20 protein-coding genes are annotated in these 23,406 nt (G+C 34.1%); 11 read left to right on the top strand and 9 right to left on the bottom strand.

What is annotated here, in order from left to right:
- Window position 1 precedes the first annotated feature (1 nt).
- From ED556_RS03520 to ED556_RS03480, 9 genes are all read right to left on the bottom strand, one after another.
- Complete coding sequence (locus ED556_RS03520) at window positions 2-1,312, bottom strand: vanadium-dependent haloperoxidase (protein WP_296319391.1); 1,311 nt, start codon at window positions 1,310-1,312, stop codon at window positions 2-4.
- Window positions 1,313-1,376: 64 nt separating this feature from the next.
- A complete protein-coding gene (locus tag ED556_RS03515) occupies window positions 1,377-2,453 on the bottom strand; it encodes a PA0069 family radical SAM protein (protein ID WP_296319389.1) in 1,077 nt (358 codons plus the stop codon).
- A 119-nt stretch (window positions 2,454-2,572) separates the two neighbouring features.
- Window positions 2,573-3,355 carry an enoyl-CoA hydratase-related protein gene (locus tag ED556_RS03510; protein ID WP_296319388.1) on the bottom strand — a complete coding sequence of 261 codons (783 nt, stop codon included), beginning with the start codon at window positions 3,353-3,355 and terminating at the stop codon, window positions 2,573-2,575.
- A 6-nt stretch (window positions 3,356-3,361) separates the two neighbouring features.
- Window positions 3,362-4,816, bottom strand: coding sequence for a HAMP domain-containing sensor histidine kinase (locus ED556_RS03505; RefSeq protein WP_296319386.1), 1,455 nt, complete (start codon window positions 4,814-4,816; stop codon window positions 3,362-3,364).
- 59 nt (window positions 4,817-4,875) lie between these two features.
- Window positions 4,876-5,427 carry a CopD family protein gene (locus tag ED556_RS03500; RefSeq protein WP_296319384.1) on the bottom strand — a complete coding sequence of 184 codons (552 nt, stop codon included), beginning with the start codon at window positions 5,425-5,427 and terminating at the stop codon, window positions 4,876-4,878.
- Window positions 5,428-5,429: 2 nt separating this feature from the next.
- On the bottom strand, window positions 5,430-8,519 hold the full coding sequence (locus ED556_RS03495; RefSeq protein WP_296319382.1) for a glycosyl hydrolase: 3,090 nt from the start codon (window positions 8,517-8,519) through the stop codon (window positions 5,430-5,432).
- Window positions 8,520-8,595: 76 nt separating this feature from the next.
- Complete coding sequence (locus ED556_RS03490; RefSeq protein ID WP_296319380.1) at window positions 8,596-9,960, bottom strand: MATE family efflux transporter; 1,365 nt, start codon at window positions 9,958-9,960, stop codon at window positions 8,596-8,598.
- On the bottom strand, window positions 9,960-11,000 hold the full coding sequence (hemH, locus tag ED556_RS03485) for a ferrochelatase (protein WP_296319379.1): 1,041 nt from the start codon (window positions 10,998-11,000) through the stop codon (window positions 9,960-9,962). Before hemH ends, ED556_RS03490 begins: the two co-directional genes overlap by 1 nt.
- Window positions 11,001-11,118: 118 nt before the next feature.
- A complete protein-coding gene (locus ED556_RS03480) occupies window positions 11,119-12,018 on the bottom strand; it encodes an AraC family transcriptional regulator (RefSeq protein WP_296319377.1) in 900 nt (299 codons plus the stop codon).
- Between the two features lie 212 nt (window positions 12,019-12,230).
- Here ED556_RS03480 and hemA point away from each other — a divergent pair, with 212 nt between their 5' ends.
- From hemA to ED556_RS03425, 11 genes are all read left to right on the top strand, one after another.
- Complete coding sequence (gene hemA, locus ED556_RS03475) at window positions 12,231-13,478, top strand: glutamyl-tRNA reductase (protein WP_296319375.1); 1,248 nt, start codon at window positions 12,231-12,233, stop codon at window positions 13,476-13,478.
- A complete protein-coding gene (hemC, locus tag ED556_RS03470) occupies window positions 13,471-15,045 on the top strand; it encodes a hydroxymethylbilane synthase (RefSeq protein WP_296319373.1) in 1,575 nt (524 codons plus the stop codon). The genes hemA and hemC overlap by 8 nt, the downstream gene beginning before the upstream one ends.
- 4 nt (window positions 15,046-15,049) lie before the next feature.
- Window positions 15,050-16,075, top strand: a complete 1,026-nt coding sequence (hemE, locus tag ED556_RS03465) for a uroporphyrinogen decarboxylase (RefSeq protein WP_296319371.1) — start codon at window positions 15,050-15,052, stop codon at window positions 16,073-16,075.
- Between the two features lie 67 nt (window positions 16,076-16,142).
- On the top strand, window positions 16,143-16,931 hold the full coding sequence (locus ED556_RS03460; protein WP_296319369.1) for an EI24 domain-containing protein: 789 nt from the start codon (window positions 16,143-16,145) through the stop codon (window positions 16,929-16,931).
- The gene (locus ED556_RS03455) at window positions 16,931-17,470 is read left to right on the top strand and encodes a GNAT family protein (RefSeq protein ID WP_296319366.1); all 540 of its coding nucleotides are present in this window, start codon (window positions 16,931-16,933) and stop codon (window positions 17,468-17,470) included. Before ED556_RS03460 ends, ED556_RS03455 begins: the two co-directional genes overlap by 1 nt.
- A complete protein-coding gene (gene hemF / locus ED556_RS03450) occupies window positions 17,460-18,362 on the top strand; it encodes an oxygen-dependent coproporphyrinogen oxidase (protein WP_296319364.1) in 903 nt (300 codons plus the stop codon). The genes ED556_RS03455 and hemF overlap by 11 nt, the downstream gene beginning before the upstream one ends.
- Window positions 18,363-18,414: 52 nt before the next feature.
- Window positions 18,415-19,404 (top strand): porphobilinogen synthase, encoded by a 990-nt coding sequence (gene hemB / locus ED556_RS03445; protein WP_296319361.1) that lies wholly within the window; start codon window positions 18,415-18,417, stop codon window positions 19,402-19,404.
- Window positions 19,405-19,434: 30 nt separating this feature from the next.
- Window positions 19,435-20,310, top strand: a complete 876-nt coding sequence (locus ED556_RS03440) for a helix-turn-helix domain-containing protein (RefSeq protein ID WP_296319359.1) — start codon at window positions 19,435-19,437, stop codon at window positions 20,308-20,310.
- 92 nt (window positions 20,311-20,402) lie between these two features.
- Window positions 20,403-21,281, top strand: a complete 879-nt coding sequence (locus tag ED556_RS03435) for a nuclear transport factor 2 family protein (protein WP_296319356.1) — start codon at window positions 20,403-20,405, stop codon at window positions 21,279-21,281.
- A gap of 72 nt (window positions 21,282-21,353) precedes the next feature.
- Window positions 21,354-21,653 (top strand): hypothetical protein, encoded by a 300-nt coding sequence (locus ED556_RS03430; RefSeq protein ID WP_296319355.1) that lies wholly within the window; start codon window positions 21,354-21,356, stop codon window positions 21,651-21,653.
- A gap of 356 nt (window positions 21,654-22,009) precedes the next feature.
- Complete coding sequence (locus tag ED556_RS03425; protein WP_296319353.1) at window positions 22,010-23,404, top strand: HAMP domain-containing sensor histidine kinase; 1,395 nt, start codon at window positions 22,010-22,012, stop codon at window positions 23,402-23,404.
- The last annotated feature ends 2 nt before the right edge of the window (window positions 23,405-23,406 follow it).

Raw genomic sequence — 23,406 nt, 5'->3', positions numbered from 1 at the left:
TTTATAATAATTTCTTTAAAATTAGGTTGGCAATCCCACGACCTTGCCTAGCGCCTTCTTCAACACCTTGCATGTAATGAATACCGCCGTAAAAACGACTCAAATTCACTTGGTTTGCAGCAGCTCTAAAAGATTTAAATGTACGTTCTTCTAACCCAAAACGCAATTGTGTATTGTCTGTAAACTCATAATTATCACCAAATATAAACGTTAAGATTTCTGCTGCAGAGGCTGATGTTGCACTGTGTCCACTTGTATATTCTGGGAAAGGCGGTGTTTGTAAAACTGGTGTCCACTCTACATCAACGTTTTCTTGAATAAAGGTTACGGGACGCACCAAATCTGTTTTATATTTTACATGCCACGCCGCGATAATAGCATCAAACATTGCCATTGAGGTTAATGTATATGCCTTAGACGTCTTAAAATAATTAGCGTCTTCTTTTCTAGTTATTTGATTAACAATATTTAACCAATGGCCCGGTGGTGTAAACTTATGAATTGTGGTTACCATATGACCTTTATGTACAGTCATAATAGGATTACAATCCCAAAACCAAGCTATCTTCTGTTTTTCTTCAGTTGTATTTTTAGATTCTTGGTATACTTCATCTACCATCTTATAGAATTCTGAATCCTTATCTGTGCTATACTCAGGTAATGGTTTGTAGTCAAATACGTTAGCACTATCTATTACTATTGGTCTAATCTTGTCCCAATGCGGTTCTAAGCCTGGTAAATAATCTGGTGGTGTTTCTCTCCAGTTTTCGGGTTTTTTAGTGCTTGTAAATCGAGGATAGGTTCTTGTTTCGATATACATATCTTTATCCACCCAGATTGCTAATTCGTTCGAGACTTTATCGGCATATGCTTGTGAGTTTTTAATAACTGCCTCAGACAATCCTAATTGTGTTGCTCTAATTCGTAATGTATCTGCCAATTGCTCAAAAAACTGCTCAGAATAAATAAGCTTCTTTCCAATATTAGAAAATGCTAATAATGCCGACAACTCAGGGTTAACATTATCTTCTATTGACATATTAAATTTCTCTAATCCATTGACTTTATTCGTAATATTAATAAGACTGTCCTGACGCAAACTTTGTAAAGTTGTATAATGTGCTAAATGAGAATAGGCATAAATACGACTAGCAACAGGTGGTGAGAAAGCATCTTCCATTACAGCTTCTAGCAAAACAGTATTCGCATAGTTTAAGTCTGAAGTAGTAAAAACAATTGCATTAGATTTTATTGCTTCTTTACAAGAAACCATAAAAAGTAATGTTAATATTATCGTGAATCTTGGTTTCATAAGTTAGAAATTAGAGTATTAAATATACTCAAATCTCTATAATATTCAAGTCTTATACCAATCCTTACGAAAACAGTTTTAACTGACCGTCTTTGTATTGCTCGTGCAATGTAGTGTTAAGTTTTGGCATTGATTTATGCTTAAAGTATTTAAGTCTTGCCAGTCGCACCGTATCATTTATTTGCTGAGCAATATGTCCTTCGCCTCTCATCCTAACACCAAATCTACTTTCGTAAAGTGTACCACCATGGCATTCTTCGATTTGATGTAATACCTTATCTGCTCTATCTGGCATTGTTTTTTTAATCCAATCTGTGAAAATTTCACCAATCGCTCCATTTAATCTTACTATTGTATGTGCTATACTCAAGGCGCCTAAATCGGACACTTTCTTGGCTAAAGGTAATATCTCGTGGCTATTAATTGATGGAATAATAGGTGCTATCATCACATTTACCGGTATACCATTTTCAGTTAGCGCTTTTACAGTCTCTAATCGCTTTTTAATAGATGCTGTTCTTGGTTCTACAATGCGCCTTGTGTCTTCTGATAATGATGTAATAGATACATTAACTGCTATTAAATTGTCTTTTGCTAATTCTTTGAGTAAATCTAAGTCTCTAAGAATTAAACTATTCTTTGTTATGATACCTGTTGGGTGTTTGTATTTTAAAAACACTTCTAAACATTGTCTGGTTAGTTGAAACTTATTTTCCGCTGGTTGATAACAATCTGTATTACCAGACATGACAATAGGATGTGCTGTCCAGCTTTTCTTTTTGAGGTGTTTTTCAAGTAGTTTCGGTGCATCCTTTTTTACAAGAATTTTTCGTTCAAAATCTAAGCCAGCACTGTAGCCCCAATATTCGTGACTGTTGCGCGCATAACAATAAACACAGCCATGTTCGCAGCCTTGATACATATTCATGGAATAGGCCATACCAACATCTGGACTCGTTACTTTATTGACTATGGTTTTTGGAAAAACATTGAGATACTGTGTTTTGTTTTTATCAGCTACTTCACCTTCTACTCTGCAATATTCTAAAAAATCATCACGCATTTCGTACGACAATTCGAAAAAACGATTGTGTACATTGCGTTGCGCACCACGACCTTTTATAGCAAAATTTTGACCCATATTTATCTTAAAACCCAAAAGAGATGGACCTATAAAATTAAATGTAATTTGCTCTTGAAATTGTTAATTTCTTAAAAGGTTTTGAACAAATTTTGTGAGAAATTTACGCGTAAAATATTCTACTTCCCCGGAAAATTTGCTTTCCGCTTTTCTAAGAAAGCTGTAGTGCCCTCTTTAAAGTCTTCTGTACCAAAACAATTGCCAAAGGCTTCAATTTCTTTTTCATAACCATTAACACCATCTTTAAAGTTTGCATTAATAGCACTTATAGCTTGAGAAATGGCAACAGAAGAGTTGCGCATTATTTTTTGCGCTATACCAATACAAAAATTGGCCAACTCATCTTGTTCTACAACATGATTTACTAATCCATAGTTTAAAGCCTGATTGGCATCAATCATACCAGCAGTCATAACCATTTCCATAGCTCTGCCCTTACCAACCAATTGAGGTAGGCGCTGTGTACCGCCATAACCAGGAATTACACCAAGTGATACTTCTGGTAATCCCATTTTAGCATTATTACTAGCTATTCTAAAATGACAAGCCATTGCTAATTCTAATCCGCCACCTAAAGCAAAGCCATTAACTGCTGCAATAACTGGTGTACCTAAATTTTCGATATAATCGAATAATATTTTTTGTCCGACTTGTGCTAATTCTGCACCTCGTTTTACATCATAATCCGAAAATTCACTGATGTCTGCTCCAGCTACAAAAGCTTTATTGCCGCTGCCCGTTAATATAATTACTTTGACATCTTTATCCTGTTTTGCCTTAGTTAAGGCATTGTGCAGTTCGTTTATAGTGCTTTTATTCAAAGCATTTAATTTTTCAGGTCTATTAACTGTAATTATTGTAATTCCGTTAGAATATTCCGAAAGGATGTTTTGGTATGACATAGTCTTTTATTGTTTAGGAAAAGTCACCGTAAAGATAGTACCTTTTCCGTATTCTGAAGTAAACATAATGCTACCATTGTAAGTTTCAACAATGTTTTTTACCATGGCTAGACCTAATCCCATTCCGCTAGTTTTGGTGGTGAATTTTGGCTCAAAAACTTTTGGTTTATTTTCGTCAGTTATACCTGTACCATTGTCAGAAACCGTAATATTTACATTCTCGTTATTCGTAAAAACTTTTACCTCGATTTTAGGATTTTCAACTTCGTCTGTAATAGCTTGGATACCATTTTTAACTAAGTTAGTTACTACACGTATAAGCTGAGTTCTATCAAAATTAGCAATGATTTCCTTCTCATCAGACTCAAAAGATATATAGTGTTCATTAAAAATATCAAGGGCTAATTTTACAATTTGCACTACATTAAGTTGTTCGTTTTGTTGTGCAGGCATTTTTGCAAAATTTGAAAATGCCGAAGCTATAGAACTCATCATATCTATTTGCTGAATAAGCGTATTGCTATACTCACTAACTTTTTGGTCTATATTTGGGTCTTCAGGGTCGAACTTACGTTGAAAACTCTGCACACTCAATCGCATTGGCGTTAGCGGATTTTTTATTTCGTGAGCTACTTGTTTTGCCATTTCACGCCAGGCTTGTTCGCGCTCACTTCTTGCCAATTGCACGGCACTTTCTTCGAGCTCATCAATCATGCTATTATACGATTTAACAAGTGCAGCAATTTCTTCGCTAGAAGATTCTATTTGTATCTTTTTATTACGTTTTTCTAGTCTAGTTTCATTCATTTTGTCACTTATGGTTTTAAGTGATTTTGTTATGTATTTTGAAATGAAATAGGCAAATACAATCGCCGCTAAAATCATTGCCAAATACGCAAAACTTAATCGTAATAAAAACTCTTTGAGTTCGCGATCAAAAATGTCATCATCTTGAAGATATGGCACATTAAGTATAGCTATGTTTTTAAATTTCTCATCTGTTATAAACGAATATGACGACTGAAAAACTTTACCGTTAGTTTCGTTTTTAATAACGTAACGGTGTTCTACTGTGTTAGATATTTGATTTAAAACCTCAGCACTTAGACATTGGTCTAATGTATCTCTTTGAAGCGTAGCTTTTGAAGAGGTTAATAATTGTCCGTCTAAATCGTATAAATTAATCTGAAGCCCATGAATGTTAGCAATACTGAAGATTTCATCTTTAAAAATAAACGGGATTTTTTCAGTAATTACTTCAAAAGATGTTTCGTCAAGTACATGATCTATACTTCTTCGTATGGCAGATTCTTTACGCTCTAAACGCTCGCGGTGATAGTCTCTTGCCTCTTCATGATATTGATATATTGTAACTGCAGCGATTAATATCGAAGCTAATAATACCAGTAGTATCATTGCAATAAAAATCCTTGAACGTAATGAGAGTTTTTTTAGTTTCATTAAAAATTAATCCGCACTAATTGCTCATCAATATAACAATAATCGCTCCAAAATGTAGTTTAGGCATCTGGGTTTTTTGCTCTTATGTTTTTGTAGATTCTAAAGCCTAACATTAGTAGTACTGCTAAAACAAAAATCCCTATAACTCCAAAAATCCAATTAAGTGCATTTTTAAGCACCACCAGAAAAACAACAGCGAATAAAATAAATGTTGCGCCTTCATTCCAAATACGCATAAAATTGGATGACTTTTTTACAATATCTTTCTGTAATTGTTTGTAGTATATATGAGTTTTTATTTGATAAATAATAAGAAGCAAAACAAAAGTAAGCTTCACGTGCATCCATGCGTCAGTGAGATAAAATGGTCTTATATAAACAAGAATAATTGCAAATAATGTCGCCAAAATACTTGATGGCCATGTGATTATAAACCATAAGCGCTTAGCCATTAATTTAAGTTGTTTGCCTAAAATTTCCTTTTCTGGCGACGGCTTATGATAGGCTTCTATTTGATATACAAATAACCTAGGTATATAAAATAATCCTGCAAACCAAGTTACCACAAAAATGAGATGTAGTGACTTAAAATAATAATAGTATTCTGCCATTATTAATCTTCAACAAATAAATAGTTTAACTGCTTGGTGTTAAAAGCATCATTAAATGCTTTAACCTCATCACTAATAATAGTATCAAATAGTTTTAGCTGTTCTTCAATCTTACCTGTTAGTTCATCTTTTACTGCAATATCTTGAGCAGTTGGTGCAAAATCACCCATACGAACAAGTGAGTTTAGATGTCCAAGTTTGTTAGTTAAGCGGATTGGGAAATTTAATGGGTCTTGTCCACTTCTGTTCTTTGTCTGATACAATGCCTTTTCAATTTCTGAAAGTTGTTCTTGTAATGCCTTAGCTTTCGCAGTTAAATCTTTTACATCTTCATCGTCTTTATATTGCTTCTGAAATGCTCCAAGCTGTTTATTAACAGCCCTGATTTTTTTAATCGACTTATGCGCCTTATCCATTGTTTTATTCACGTCTTTAATAAAAGCAAACTGATTTTGCATATCTGCTAAAGTGCTTTCTGCTCTTGGATCAGCAACGACAGTAAAAGTTTGAGATTGGGTTTCGTCATTGACCTTTAATTCAACTTTATATTCTCCAGGAACAGCTCTAGGTCCATCTAAGCTAGCCCACCACAAAATCATTCCTTTTAATCGTTCAGCGCCGTCATACGTCATATTCCAAACAAATTGATTAGCTCCTTTTTTTACTTTGAGTTTGTTCTTTTTGTCTTTTGTAGAAAAAGTTTTGATTGTATCACCCTTTTTATCAAAATAAGTTAGCGATACCTTATCATCTTCTTTATAGTCTTTTAAGTTGAAATATGTAATGACACCATTAGGATGATTAGTCCCAGTAGTTTTACTTCCTTTTCTACTGCCACCTCGCATTCTATACGTGTCTTTTGGTTTAAAGAGAATATTTTTTTGATTTAAATCAGAATTGTACAATTGATGTAACACTGTTAAATCATCAATAATCCAAAGGCTTCGCCCTTGAGTGGCAACGATAAGATTATTGTCTTTTAATGCTAAATCTGTAATTGGTACAATTGGAAGGTTCAACTGAAATGGTTTCCAATTTTTACCATCATTAAACGAAATATACATTCCGGTTTCGGTACCTGCATATAGTAACCCTTTCTTTTTGGGATCTTCTCGAAGTACTCTAGTAAAATGCTCATTGTTAATACCATTTGTGATTTTTGTCCAGCTCTTTCCGTAATCGGTAGTTTTATATAAATAAGGTGCAAAGTCACCAGTTTTATATTTTGTTCCAGCTACATAACAAGTCCCTTCATCAAATGCACTTGGCTCTATGCTATTAATCATCATCCATTCTGGCATTCCTTTAGGCGTAACATTTTCCCAGTTCTGACCTCCATCTTTAGAGACATGCACTAAGCCATCATCACTACCTACCCAAAGTAAACCTTCTTTTAGTGGTGATTCTTGGGCTGCAAAAATGGTACAATAGTATTCGACTGAAGTATTGTCTTGTGTTATTGGTCCTCCAGAAGATTTTAGTTTTTCTGGGTCATTGCGTGTTAAATCTGGGCTAATAATCTCCCAAGATTGGCCTTCGTTTTCGGTAACATGAACATGCTGAGAAAAGGTATATAATCTATCCGGATTATGCTTAGAAAAAATTATAGGAAAATTCCACTGAAAACGATATTTCATACCTTCTGCCCCATGACCCATTGGGTTATCTGGCCAGACATTAATGGCACGCACAGTTCCTGTTCTATGATTTACTCTGGTTAAAAACCCATCATAACTTCCTCCATATACAATGTCATTGTCTTCTGGGTCAATAGCTATATGTGCAGATTCACCACCAGCTGTGCTTTCCCAATCGTCTTCGCTGATTGAAAAACCATCTGTCCTGTGTGGAATTCTGATTGTAGAATTATCTTGTTGAGCGACATAAATTCGATATGGAAAGTCATTATCGGTAGTGACACGATAAAACTGTGAAGTCGGTTGATTACGATAGGTACTCCATGTTTCGCCACCATCATAAGTTACTTGTGCTCCACCATCATCACCAATAATAATTCGATTAGGATTCTCTGGAGCTATCCATAAATCGTGATGATCTCCATGAGGCGCTCGGTAGTTCCCAAATGTTTTTCCTCCATCAGTACTTTTATGATAACTTACATTTAAGACATAAACAGTATTAATATCTTTAGTATCAGCATAAACACGTGTATAATACCATGCACGTTGTCTTAGCTTTCTTTCGCTATTAACTTGTGTCCAAGTTTCACCGCCATTATCACTGCGGTATAAACCACCTTTATCTTTATTCTCAACAATAGCCCAAATACGTTGGTTATTTACAGGAGAAACTGTAACCCCAATAATACCTAGAATACCTTCAGGGAAACCTTTAGATGTTGAAATTTCTGTCCAAGTTTCACCACTATCTGTACTTTTCCATAATGCTGAACCTTCACCACCTGAACTTAAACTGTATGGTGTACGTTGAATTCTCCAAGTAGATGCATATAAAATTCGAGGGTTTGTAGGATCAATAATTAAGTCTACTACACCTGCATTTGCATTGGCAAACAAAGTTTTTTTCCATGTTTTTCCACCATCAGTACTTTTGTATACACCACGTTCTTCAGTTGGCTTATATATATTACCCATAACACCAGCATAAACTATATTATGATTAGTTGGATGAATGGCTATTCTAGGAATATGTCTAGATTTAGATAATCCCGATGCAGTCCATGTTTTTCCGGCATCAACACTCTTCCACATACCGTAACCTGATGATACATTTCCTCTAACCGTTTTTTCACCACCACCAACATAAATAACATTTGGATCGCTTTTAGAAACAGCGATTGATCCTATACTACCACCAAAATAACCATCAGAGATATTTTCCCATTGGCGGCCGCCAGTGGTTGTTTTCCAAATACCACCACCTGTAGCTCCAAAGTAAAATAGGTTTGGTTGATTTGGCACACCAGTTACTGCTGCACTTCGCCCACCTCTAAATGGACCTACGAGTCTATATTCTAGACCTTCATAATGAGATTCGTCAAAGTTTTGAGAAGAAATATCTATTGATAAAAACGACAGTAGTACAACTGCTAAAAAAGTGAATAAACGCATGAGAATTAAGGGTTAGTTTAGATTTTAAAAATAAAGAATATTAATTAGAAGTTCTGAAATATTGCCAATTTTAACTTTAGGTTTTAGCTTCATTTATTATTGAAGTATTTAGTTGGTTTGTAGCTTTTTTCAAAAAATAATACGTAACAATAGTGGCCAGTACATCTGCAATAGGAAATGACAACCAAATTCCCATTTCTTCAAAAAATATTGGTAAAATATAAATCAATGGTATGAAGAAAATTGCCTGACGAGTTAACGTTAGTATTAATGCCGGTAAAGCTTTCCCAATAGCCTGAAAATATGCTGCACCTATAAGTTGAAGCGCTAAAACAGGAATTGCTGCAAACGCTAATCGCATATTAGATGGTGTAATGTCTTGTACTGCTTTATCTGTGGTAAACCATTGTGTAATAAACTCCGGAAAAACCATTAAGATTATGAAGATGATCCCTGCAAGTAATGTTGCGTATTTAATGGCTGTGAAAATCACTTCTTTCACTCTGGCATATTGCTCGGCGCCGTAATTATATCCAGCAATTGGTATAAAACCTTGGGTAATTCCAAAAACAGGGAATAACGCAAACATTGACATACGCCCAACAATAGCGTATGCAGTTACTGAAGTTTCTCCGCCATATTTGTATAGAGCATTATTAACTAATAAGAATGTGATGCTTACTACTGCTTGTCTTGATAGTGTTACAAAGCCTAAAGAGCCAATCTCTGAAACAATTGGTTTGCTTAAACCAAAATGCGAGACGTTAATCTTCAGTTCTGAATTTTTAGACAAAAAATACCATAATATAAATATAAAGGATACTATATATGAGCCTGTTGTTGCCCATGCAGCACCAGACATTCCCCAACCTAATACATTAATAAAAATGTAGTCGAAAAGTAAGTTGCCAACTGATGGTATTAACATGGCATACATGGCAAATTTTGGTTTGCCTTCTGCCCTAATAACATTATTACCCATCATTACGAATCCTAGAATCGGAACACCATAAAGAATAATTTCGTAATAGATTTTTGCAGGCTCAAAGATGTTTCCTTTTCCTCCAAAAGCCGGGATAAGCTCATCTACAAAGTACAATCCAAAAATGGCAAATGTGATAGTAAACAGAAAGGTAAGCGTAATTTGGTTACCAAATGTTTTTAACGCCTTTTCTAAATTATTAGCTCCTAAAGCACGTGATATAATCGAAGAACCACCAACACCAATTGCCATACCTAATGCCGCAATAAAAAAGGAAACTGGCAAGACTACATTTATTGCAGCTATAGCAATTGAACCAATCCAATTTCCTACAAAAATTGTATCCACTAAAATGTTTAATGACATCACTAAGATGCCAATAGATGCAGGTATAGATTGCTTAATTAAAAGTTTAGAAATAGGCTCGGTTCCTAAATCTTGCGACGTCACTTTTGCCATTAAGCTATGACTTTTTCCGGCGTTTTAGCCCATTCTTCTATAATGTTTACTAATACTTGAGCAAAATCATCACGGTCATTCAGGCATGGTATAACTGTAAATTCTTCTCCACCAACTTCGTGAAAAATTTCTTCACCTTCCATCGCAATTTCTTCTAATGTTTCAAGGCAATCACTAACAAAAGCAGGTGTTACAATTGCCATTTTTTTAATTCCGTCTTTACCCATTCTCTCTATAGTTCTATCCGTATATGGTTTAAGCCATGGATCAAAACCAAGTCTAGATTGGAATGTCGTTGAATAGCTGTTGTTTTTTAACTTTAATTTTTTGGCAACATTAATGGTTGTGATTTCACATTGATGGCGGTAACAAAACTCATGTTGCTCGCTTCCTTTTTTAAAGCAACATTTACCATTCATTTTACAGTTACCTTTAGTGATATCGCTTTTACGAATATGACGCTCAGGCACGCCATGATAACTAAATAATATATGTTCGTAATCCAAACCATCTAACTGTTCTGCAATACTATCCGAAAGCGCATTGATGTAATCTTCTCTATTGTAAAAAGCAGGCGTTTTTGTGATCTTTATATTCGGAAAATGTTCCGATACCAATTCGTCTATTTTTACATCAATAGTCTCAGTAGTTGCCATCGCAAATTGTGGATATAGAGGTATGGTCTTAATCTCTTTACAGCCCTGATCAACCAACTCTTGTAAGCCTTTTTTAAGGGTTAAGCTACCGTAGCGCATTGCTAATGCTACTGGATAGTTTACCTTTTCTTTAACTTTATTCTGAAGACGTTCTGATAGTACAATTAATGGCGAACCTTCTTCCCACCAAATCTTTTTATAAGCCTTAGCTGAAGCTTTTGGTCTTGTGTTTAAGATAATGCCCTTTACTAATAGTGTACGTGCCCAAAGTGGTACATCGATAACACGCTCGTCCATTAAAAATTCACCTAAATAACGTTTTACATCTTTAGGTTCTGGTGTATCTGGCGAACCTAAATTGACTAGTAATATTCCTTTTTTCATAGCTTGCCTGAATGTTTCAGGATATTTATTTTCTTTTTCTGAGTAAAAATACAATTCAAATAATCAACTATATAAGATCTATTATAGACAAAATTTATAGTATTATTTTGATTGCCTTCTACACTGTTTTCTGAATGTATTTTTTTGGCGTTGTGCCATACTTCTTCTTAAATGCAGCAATAAAATGACTTGCTGTACTATAACCTACTTTTAAGCCAACCTCATTCACATTATGACGCCCTGATTCTAATAATTTTCGGGCAACCTCCATTTTGTAATCGAATAAAAATCCAAAAACAGTATCTCCATAAATTTGCTTAAACCCTTCTTTAAGTTTTTTAAGGCTCAATCCTATTTCGTCAGATAACTCTTGTAATGTGGGCGGCTCAGCCATCTTAGCAATAATAATATCTTTGGCTTGCCTTAGCTTTGCAATGTTTTGTTCATCGACCAAAAATGGACATTGTTCAATATCTGCATCCTCACTTCTATTAAAAAAGAGACTTAACAGTTCGTACGATTTTCCTTTAAAATAAAGTGACTTTATAGAATTATTTAGGTTAAAGTTTATCATCTGATTTAACACCACAGCCATTGACGGAATAATATTTCCGTCTTTATAATACTTTTTATCTCTATTATCATCCGATAAAAATGTAACATATGAAGCATCTTGTGAGAAAAGACGATGAAACTTTTCGATAGAAATAATCACAGATATCAACCAACAATTTGGTCTTACTTCCAGATGAATTGGTAAATCTCGTTGTGGATTGTACAACAACAATGATTTATCTTGGTGTATAGGTAAATGGTATGTGCCCTGATTAAAAACAAATGTAGCCTCGCCTTTTAAGCAAAAGTGGAACTGTATATAAGTGCTATTAATCTCTCGCTCAATAGTTACAATATTATCAGACTCGTTTTTGTACATAAGCACAAAAAAGCCATCTTCTAAAAGTGTTTCTTCAAAAGAACCTTCAGCGACATTTTTTGAGAGTCTATTTTCGAATTTCATTTTGTTGTTATTTAGAATCGTTCTAAACAAAAATCATCAAACTACCTGATTTTCCTGCAAAAATAAGGTATTTACTATATTTTCATCAAAAATAAACTTAAAAAACTTGAAACGATACTTTAAGTTCTTTTAGCGTTATTTTTATGATAGCTTGCTAATTATTTTTGTCGACATAAAATTATTTTGGCAAACTCGAATCTATTAATACGCTAGTGCTACAAAAAACTAAACACTTTTACGCTATTGGTCTCAGCTACAAAAAGGCTGACGCTGAAATTCGTGGTCATTTTAGTTTAAGTGATTCTTCTAAAAATTTAGTCTTAGAACAAGCTAAACAAACCGGCATTGATAGCTTACTATTAATATCTACTTGTAATCGTACGGAACTCTACGGATTTGCTGAGCACCCATATCAGCTTATTCACTTGCTTTGTGAAAACACTAAAGGAACAGTTGAAGAATTTCAAAAAGTAGCCTACGTTCAAAAGAATAGTGACGCCATAAACCATATGTTTAAAGTTGGTTCAGGGTTAGATAGCCAGATACTTGGTGATTTTGAAATTATCAGTCAAATCAAAGCCAGTGCAAAACGTTCTAAAAGAATAGGTTTACTAGATTCTTATTTAGACAGACTCGTAAACTCTGTAATTAGAGCGAGTAAACGCATAAAAACTGAAACGGAATTATCTTCGGGTGCTACGTCTGTGTCATTTGCTTCGGTACAATACATTTTGAATAATGTCAGTGATATTTCAGAAAAGAATATTCTGTTATTCGGAACAGGGAAAATTGGCAGAAACACTTGTGAGAATCTTGTTAAGCACACTAACAACTCTCATATTACGCTAATTAATAGAACAAAAACTAAGGCTGAAGCTGTTGCTGGTAAATTTAATCTTCTTGTAAAAAATTATGAAGATTTAGAAGATGAGTTGAACAGTTCAGATATCATCATTGTTGCTACTGGAGCTGAAAACCCAACTGTATATAAGTCATTGATTTCTAACAATAGTAAAAAGTTAATACTTGATTTATCTATTCCTAAAAATGTGAATGAAAATGTGACTGAGTTAGATAATGTAACTTTAGTACACATGGATGATTTAGCCAAAATCACTGATGACACATTAGAAAAACGTAAAGCTTTTGTTCCGGCTGCTGAAGCAATTATTACTGAGGTTATGGCTGAGTTTAATTCTTGGTTAGATACCTTAAAGTTTGTACCAACAATTCAAGCTATAAAGCATAAGCTTACTGATTTAAAAAATTCCGAATTCACTTCTCATAGAAAAAAAATCGAAGATTTTAATGAGGAACAAGCCGAACTCGTGACTAACAATTTAATTCAGAAAATCACTAATCAGTTTGCACATCATTTAAGAGAAGATTCTAATACTTCGGATGAGAGTTTAGAGCTCATCAAAAAAATATTTCAGTTAGAAACCAACACTAATGTCTAGAATAATTAGAATTGGCACACGCGATAGTCAACTCGCAATGTGGCAAGCTAAAACCGTACAATCACAACTTGAACATTTAGGGCATAAAACCAAAATAATCCCAGTTAAATCTACTGGAGATATTGTTTTAGACAAACCACTTTATGAGTTAGGTATTACAGGTATTTTTACCAAAACTCTAGATATTGCAATGCTTAATGGCGATATTGATATCGCAGTACATTCCTTAAAAGATGTACCTACGCTCTTACCAAAAGGCATTGTACAAGCTGCTGTTTTAAAACGTGGTAATATTAACGACACTCTTGTTTACAAAAACAATGAAGAGTTTCTTTCTGCTAAAGATGCGATAATCGCTACTGGCAGTCTTAGACGTCGTGCGCAATGGTTAAACCGCTACCCAACACATACCATCACTAACCTAAGAGGTAATGTAAATTCTAGACTAGAAAAGCTAGAAAACAACAATTGGAACGGTGCTATTTTTGCTGCTGCCGGATTGGGTAGATTAGGAATTAAACCAAAAAATGCCATTAACTTACATTGGATGATTCCTGCACCAGCACAAGGTGCAGTTATGGTAGCTGCGCTTGATGACGATGATGAGGTTAAAAATATCTGCTCGGAGATTAACCATAGAGATACTGAAATCTGCACCAGTATAGAACGTGAGTTTTTGAATCGACTCGAAGGTGGATGCACAGCTCCTATTGGTGCTATTGCGTTTATCAAAGACGAAGAAGTTAATTTTAAAGGTATTCTATTAAGTAAAGATGGTACTCGTAAAATTGAAGTCTCTAAAGTAACACCTTTAGGTAAACATGAAGATTTAGCAAAGTTTTGTGCTGATTATATTATTGGTAAAGGCGGAAAAACATTAATAGACCAACTGCAACGAAGCGACAAAAAAACTAATATCTATTCTACCAAAAAACTTACAGGCGACCAATTGCTATTGTTTCATAATGATGTGGTATGTCATAGTTCAGATGCTATCAAGATTAGTCTAAATCGCATCCCAAAGTCGGTTGTAAAATCTGAAATTAAAAATGTTATCATTACCAGTAAGAATGGTGTTGAAGCCCTTTTAACAAACTTTTCCGTTTCGGAATTACAGTTCAAAAATATCTATTGTGTTGGTCGAAGAACCAAAAAAATGATTGAAAACCGTATTGGCAAAGTAAAACATATGGCGTCTAACGCCAAGAAGCTTGCTGAATACTTAGTAGAATATATTGAAGGAGTTGAGGTTACTTATTTCTGTAGTGATTTAAGGTTAGATGATATTCCAAAAATTCTTTCAGATAACAATATTACAGTGAATGAGGTTGAAGCCTACCAAACTAAGTTTGATGCTGATAAGATTGAAGATAATTTAGATGGAACACTGTTTTATAGTCCATCGACTGTAGAAAGTTTTGTGAAACAAAATGCTACTGAAGGAATAGCATTTTGTATTGGTGAAACTACAGCTAAAGCTGCAAAACAATACTTTGATGATGTGAGAGTTGCCAAAGTACCAACTGTAGAAAGTGTAATTGAACTTGTTAATGAATACTACATTTAAAAGTATGATAAAAAACGACTTATTTCTTCGGGCATTAAAAGGCGAAACTGTTGAGCGCCCACCAGTATGGATGATGCGTCAAGCCGGGCGATACCTACCGGAGTTTATGGAAATAAAAAAGAAGTACGACTTCTTTACACGATGCCAAACACCAGAGTTAGCAAGTGAAATAACTGTGCAGCCTATTCGCCGTTATGGCATGGATGCTGCGATTCTGTTTAGTGATATATTGGTAATTCCTCAAGCCATGAATATTGAGGTGCAAATGAAACCTAATTTTGGACCTTATTTACCTCATCCGGTTCGTTCTCAAAAAGATGTTGACAATGTTATAGTCCCAGATGTTACTATCGAGCTCGACTATGTATACCAAGCTATAAAAGCAACAAAAGAAAAACTTAATGATGATATTCCTTTAATAGGTTTTGCAGGTTCTCCATGGACAATTTTGTGTTATTGCGTACAAGGTCAAGGCAGTAAAAACTTCGATAAAGCCAAACAATTCTGTTTTACAAATCCAGTAGCTGCTCATGAGTTACTTCAAAAAATAACAGATACGACTATTGCTTATCTTAAAGAAAAAGTAAACGCTGGCTGTAATGCTGTACAAGTATTCGATTCTTGGGGTGGCATGTTATCGCCTGTAGATTATCAAGAATTCTCGTGGCAATATATTCAGCAAATAATTGATGCATTAAAAGATGATGCTCCTGTAATTGCTTTTGGAAAAGGGTGTTGGTTTGCATTAGGTGAAATGGCTAAATCAGGTGCTTCTGCTTTAGGTGTAGATTGGACATGTTCTGCACGTAATGCACGTTACTTAACTGGAGGAAACATTACATTACAAGGTAATTTTGATCCAACACGGCTGTATTCACCACCATCTGAGATTAAGAAAATGGTACACCAGATGATCAGTGATTTCGGAAAAGATAAATACATTGTAAATTTAGGACATGGTATTTTACCAGACATACCTTTAGAAAATGCTAAAGCGTTTATAGATGCTGTTAAAGAATATAAAGCTTAGCTTTATAACTTTTGTAACACTGACTTAATTAATACGTCTTGTTTTTGGATAGTATAAACAAAACGAAATGATTCAAAATATATTTAAAGGATTACAAGTGTATTCAGGAGCTTATGGGCTTATTTCCAAACTTAAATTATGGAAATACTTTGTAATTCCTATGATTATAAGTTTGGTGGTATTTATTTTAATCTTTGCTGCCGCTTATGGGCTTTCAGATAATTTAGGTGCTTGGATCGCTAATATTTGGCCATGGGAATTTGGCAAAGAAACCTTTACTGCCATCTCTACATTTATTAGTGGAGTTGTGATTTTAGCATTAGGCATTATTGTCTATAAGCATGTTATAATGGCTTTGTCGTCTCCATTTATGAGCCCGGTTTCCGAAAAAATTGAAGCCTATTATACAGGAAAACCTGCCGAAAATTATACCAATACTACATTTACTAAACAATTGATTCGCAGTATAAGAATTGGTATACGAAACTTAGCAAAAGAGCTGATTTATACGCTTCCAATTTTACTGCTAAAGTTTATACCTATAGTAAACATATTTTCTACGGCCTTACTCTTTTTAGTACAAGCTTATTATGCAGGTGTGTCAAATATGGACTATACACTTGAGCGTCATTTTACATATCGCGAAAGCATTGCTTTTATTAAAAAGCATCGTGGTTTGGCAATAGGAAATGGTATTGGATTTTTGCTTTTACTATTAGTTCCTGTTATCGGTGTAATATTGGTTTTACCTCTCAGTGTCACCTCAGCATCTATAATTGCAGTTGATTTATTATTTGATGATGACGAAGGTGAAGATATTGGCTTTGTACCTTTTGAAGTAATAGAAAATAGATAATGATTGCTAAATTCGATGGTTTTGAAATAAGCCCAGTGCACGATGGCGACGCTTGGAAAATATGCAATTTGGTAGTTGCCAACGAAGACCGCTTTAAACGCTTCTTTCCTGTGACCTTGGAGAAAAATCAAACACCAACTTTATCGCAATACTTTGTGCAAGACAAAGTGAAACAATTTCAGAATAAAGAAGAATTTCTATTTACTTTAAAACAATCTGAAACTAGAAAATTAGCTGGACTGATTTATCTCAAAGAATTAGATTGGGATAAAAAGCAAGGCGAATTTGCGTATTGTATTGATTATAATTTTAAAGGACAAGGTTTAACTTCAAAATCTATAAAAGCACTTTCAGGGTATGCGTTTAATGAATTAGGATTAAAGACACTTCAGATTATTGCTCACAAAACAAACATAAGCAGTATCAAAGTTGCAGAAAAAAATGGATTTCAATGGGCAAAAACCTTGCCTGAAGCATATTCACCTCCAGGAGAAAACGCTTTAGATATGGAACTTTTTGAATTATACAATGAAAGATAAGTTTTACGCATACATCCAAAATCTTCAAGACCAAATTACTTCAAAACTTGAAGAGATTGATGGCCTGGAACGGTTTCAAGAAGATATATGGAAACGCCCAGAAGGTGGCGGCGGACGCACAAGAGTTATAGAAAATGGACGCGTTTTTGAAAAAGGAGGCGTTAATATTTCTGCTGTTCATGGGAAACTGCCAGTTACAATGCAGCAACATTTTGGTGTTACAGATGCAGATTTTTTTGCTTGCGGTTTAAGCTTAGTCTTACATCCAAAAAATCCTATGGTACCAACAGTGCATGCCAACTGGCGTTACTTCGAAATGTACGACTCCAAAGGTAATATTGCAGATCAGTGGTTTGGTGGTGGTCAAGACTTAACACCCTATTATTTGTTTGAGGAAGATGCCAAGCACTTTCATCAAGTTTGTAAAAAAGCTTGTGATAATCATAATTCCAATTTCTACCAGAAATATAAAGCGCGCTGCGATGAGTATTTCTATAATTCGCACCGAAATGAAGCCCGTGGCTTAGGTGGTTTATTTTTTGATTATTGCAAAAAAACTGATGATATGAGTATGGAAAACTGGTTTAACTTTGTAACTGAAGTTGGAGATAGTTTCCTCGAGGCATATGTCCCAATAGTTGAACGGCGCAAAGATATACAATATTCTGAAGCACAACGTAATTGGCAAGAAATACGCAGAGGACGATATGTTGAGTTTAATCTAGTCCATGACAAAGGCACTTTGTTTGGTCTTAAAACCAATGGTAGAATAGAAAGTATCCTTATGAGTTTGCCGCCACATGTGCAATGGGCTTATAATCATCACCCTGAAAAAGGTAGTGAAGAAGAAAAATTAATTAACGTATTACAAAACCCTATTGATTGGGCGTAAAGTTGAAGTTCACAACTTATAACTTTGTACTTTTAACTTATAACTTTGAAACATGTTTCCAATAAGAAGAAATAGACGATTAAGAACAAATGAAGCTATTAGAGGATTAGTTCGCGAAACTATAATCACACCTAACGACTTTTTAGTCCCACTTTTTGTGGTTGAAGGAAAAGGCATAAAAGAAGAGATTGCATCAATGCCAAATTACTATCGTTATAGTTTAGACTTATTGGTTGAAGAAGTAAAAACGTTATGGAATTTAGGTCTCAAATCTGTTTTACTATTCGTAAAGGTGGACGATAATTTAAAGGATAATAAAGGTACAGAAGCACTAAACCAAAATGGTTTGATGCAACGCGCTATAAAAACGGTTAAAGATACATGCCCAGATATGTTGGTAATGACCGATGTGGCATTAGATCCGTTTTCATCTTATGGCCATGACGGCATTGTCGAAAGTGGCAAAATCATAAACGATGCTACTGTTGAAGTTTTAGCCGAAATGAGTATTTCTCATGCTGAAGCTGGAGCAAATTTTGTTGCACCTAGTGATATGATGGATGGCCGTATTATTGGTATTCGTGAAGGATTAGACCAATCCAACTTTTTAGATGTTGGGATTATGAGTTATTCTGCTAAATATGCTTCTGCTTTTTATGGCCCGTTTAGAGATGCTTTAGATTCTGCTCCTGTTGATATGGCTAATGTACCAAAAGACAAAAAAACCTACCAAATGGACTTTGCAAATAGAGATGAAGCCATTAGGGAAACTGAAATGGATATTAACGAAGGTGCTGACATTGTTATGGTAAAACCAGGTTTGAGTTATTTGGATATTGTTCGAGATATCCGTAACAGTTTCGAAATTCCTATTGCGGTTTATCAAGTTTCGGGTGAGTATGCAATGCTCAAAGCAGCTGCGGAAAAAGGATGGTTAGACCATGATGCAGTTATGCTAGAACAAATTACATCAATAAAGCGTGCTGGTGCTGATATTATTGCAAGTTATTTTGCTAAAGATGTAGTTAAGTTATTACCATAAAGTTTCAATACAAACCTACTCGATAATCGAGTGAAAAAAGACATACCTCATATTGCGTTTCAACCTGGAGAAAAAGAAAACTTCGGTCTTGATATTATACCAATTGGTAAAATAAAAAGTCTTAAAGATAATTTCAACCATAATCCAGAGCAGCCTCATCAAATTAAATTTTATAATTTAATCTTCTTCACTGAAGGAGAAGGCCGACACTTTATAGATTTTAATTGGTTTCCTGTTCAAGAAAACACACTTATTTACCTTACTAAAGACCAAGTTAATGCCTTTGATTTTTCTTCAGATTTAAAAGGCTATTGTATGCTTTTCACTGAAGATTATTTTGTAAACAGTTTTTTGCATCTACCGGAAGATTTTGTGTTCCGGTTGTTTAATCCTCAATTATTTTCTCCAATCCTGCAAATCCCAAAACAATCAGATTTTAATAGCTATTTCAAGCTATTATTAAATGAGTTTAATCAAACCAATGGTTTTAATCAAAAGACCATTCTTGAGTCGCTTTTTGTAATTCTTGTCTCAAAAGCTGAATATTACAAGCAGCATCAAACGTTTCATATTAAAGATTCATCTCAAATTCAATTGTTTCAAAAGTTTACCAAACTACTAGAAGATAATTTTCACAAAACTAGAAGTGCCAACTTTTATGCTAACCAACTAGGTATAACTTATAAGCATCTTAATACCATTTCAAAAGCGTTAGTTAATAAAACAGCCAAACATGTTATTGATGATTATGTCATTCTACAAGCCAAACGTAACCTTATTAATTCTTCTATAAAAAGTACACAATTGGCATATAAGTTGGGTTTTGAAGATGCTACCAACTTTACAAAATACTTCAAGAAAAATACAGGTTTAACCCCAAAATCATTCAAAAACACACTTAAATAAATATTTAGGTTCGATTTTAACCATTTTTATTCTGGTTTTCATCTTTTAATAATTCTTGTGCTACTTCATCTTTGTACCAAACAAATAATAGTATGAAGAAAACGCTAACCATAGTTGTAATTGCACTTTTAATTACTGCATGCAACTCAAAACAAAAAGAAACAAAAGAAGAAATACAAACAGAACCTATGGAAACAACTAAAGAATTATCTAAAAAAGAAAAAGCTTCAGCTTTACTAACAAGTTTAGAAACAGGTGATAAAACACCTATTTCATATATCAATCCTAACAAATACATACAGCATAACCTAGCGGTTGGAGATGGCTTAGCTGGTTTTGGCGAGGTTATGAAAAATGCACCTGAAGGCGGATTTAAAGCAAAAGTTGTGCGCTCTTTTGAAGATGGAAATTATGCGTTTACGCATACCATTTATGACTTCTTTGGACCAAAAGTAGGGTTTGATATTCTCAGGTTTGAAGATGGAAAAATCGTTGAGCATTGGGACAACTTAGCAGAACTAACACCAGCAAACCCAAGTGGTCATACACAAACAGACGGTTCAACTGAAATTAAAGATTTAGATAAAACAGAAGTCAATAAAACACTAGTTAACGCCTTTGTAAATACAATTTTAGTTAATGGCGAGTTTGACAAAATGGCTAACTATTTTGATGGTGACAACTATATTCAGCATAACTCGATGATTGGTGACGGTTTATCTGGTTTAGGCAAAGCTCTAGAAGAAATGGCAAAAAATGGTGTAACTATGGTTTACGATAAGGTGCATAAAGTACTTGGAGAAGGCAACTTTGTATTAGTTGTTAGTGAAGGAAAATTTGCAGGACAACACACATCATTTTACGATTTGTTTAGAGTTGAAAATGATAAAATAGCAGAACATTGGGATATTATTGAAACTATTGCTCCTGAAGACACTTGGAAAAACACCAATGGTAAATTCAATTTTTAACCCATCATGAAAAAGATACTTTTTATCCTTTTATGTATTGGTTTGTTGAGCTGCTCTCAAAAACCTGAAATAATGAAACCATACGTTATAGAAATCACGACATTTAAGTATAAAGCCACAGTAAATGCTCATAACTTCTGGAAAGAAGATGCCAAAATTCAAGACATATATACTAGTAAACAACCTGGTTATATAAGTAGAGAAAGTGGCTACTCTGAAGAAACAAATGAAGTTTTAGTAGTTGTAAAATGGGAAACCATGACAGATGCAGATGCCTCTATGAAAAAATTTATGAGCGATGCTTCAGTCGTAGATTTTGCAAATATGATTAATGCTTCTACACTGAAAATGGCTAGATATAATGTAAAGTAGAATTACTTAAATTGATTGCATTAAAAGCAGTTTGGCACACGTACTGAGCTGCTTTTTTGCTGTATTAACATTACATCTCGCTAGGTTAATGCTAGGTTAACCTTAGCGATTTTCTTTTTTGTGTTAGTGCTTCACTATAGATTTGTGGTATCAATAAATCAAAAATCGAATAGTTATGAGAACATTAGACAACAATCAGATTACGGAAAGAGACCACAGAACTAAAGCGTACAATTGGAATTCAAAAAGACGTTACAGGTAATGGGTCTGAGTAACAAAACAGAGTTTATAACTTTCATCAATCAAAACAATCAATAACCATTAAACTCTGTTTTGTTTTTTAACTTGCTGTTTTTATGAAGAAAAAAATCAACCTTTTAATTATTGCCTCCATACTTGGATTAATTGCACTTTCTATTATTCAAGGGTATCTCATTAACAACACGTATAAGTTAAAAAAGGATGTATTTGTTACAGAAACAAAACGCTCAATCTCTCAAATCGATGATTTCTCACCTAAATTAGATTCTTTATCAGATTTTTGGCAAGAAAACTTCATCAATAAAGTTGTTGACTATAAGTTTGGTGCTGCTGATAAAACTGAGGTTATTAATAGTCTTAAGTTTGTTATCGACTCTATAAATGATACTTACAAATCAGAATACCAAAAAGCATTAGCGGAAAATAATATTCCTTATGGAATTAAATTCCACAAAAAAGTAAAGGCGATTATCATCACAGATTCTATTGCAACAGATACACTTTTTAATATTTTAAAAACATCTAAAAACATTGTTTTAGGCAACCGTATTTCTGAAGAAAATAGTATTGGGATAAGCACAACGAATTGGGAAACCGAACATACATCTACACGAAACATTAACGGAGAAAATAAATCTGTAGCCTTTATTCTTACATTTCAAACCAAAGATGAAATGGATATTGAAGGTTGGAAGCATATTGTTTTAAAGCAGATGTCAAGCCTTTTATTACTTTCTTTATTCATCTTCGCCTTAGTTATCGGATTACTGTATTATTCGATTAAGAGTCTAATTACCCAAAAGAAAATTGCAGATATTAAAACTGATTTTGTAAACAACATTACCCATGAGTTAAAAACACCTTTAGCCACATTAACCCTAGCTACAAAAATGCTCAAAAATGATGAGCTCAAACAACAACCTCAGCACATTAATAATACTGTTAGTACTATCGAGCGCCAAAACAAACGTTTGCAAAAACTCATAGATCAAGTGATGGATAATAGTTTGGGTTATCGAGAGATTGAACTCAACAAAGAATCTGTAAATACTGAAGACTATATCAATACGGTTCTAGATGATTTCTTGTTATCAGTGAAGTCTAAAAAAGTAAACTTGACTCGAAATTTTTCTGTCGTTCAACAATCTATACATATTGATAAATTCTATATCACTACTGCCATTTTAAACATACTCGAAAATGCGGTAAAATATTCTGGAGATGAAGTAAATATTAGGTGTGATATTAAAAGTGATAGTGAGTTGAAAATTAGTATTATGGATGATGGTGTAGGCATTTCACAAACTAACTTAAAGCAAATTTTTGATAAATTTTACAGAGCAGGCAACAAGGAAATACATAACGTTAAAGGTCTTGGTTTAGGTTTGTATTATACCAATCAAATTATTAAAGCGCACAACGGAAAAATTGAAGTAAAAAGTAAAGAACATAAAGGGTCGACCTTTATATTAACACTTCCTTTTAAATAAAA

The organism is Winogradskyella sp. (assembly GCF_003712105.1).
Classification (GTDB): domain Bacteria; phylum Bacteroidota; class Bacteroidia; order Flavobacteriales; family Flavobacteriaceae; genus Winogradskyella.
This window is presented reverse-complemented; position numbering and strand designations above follow the sequence as displayed.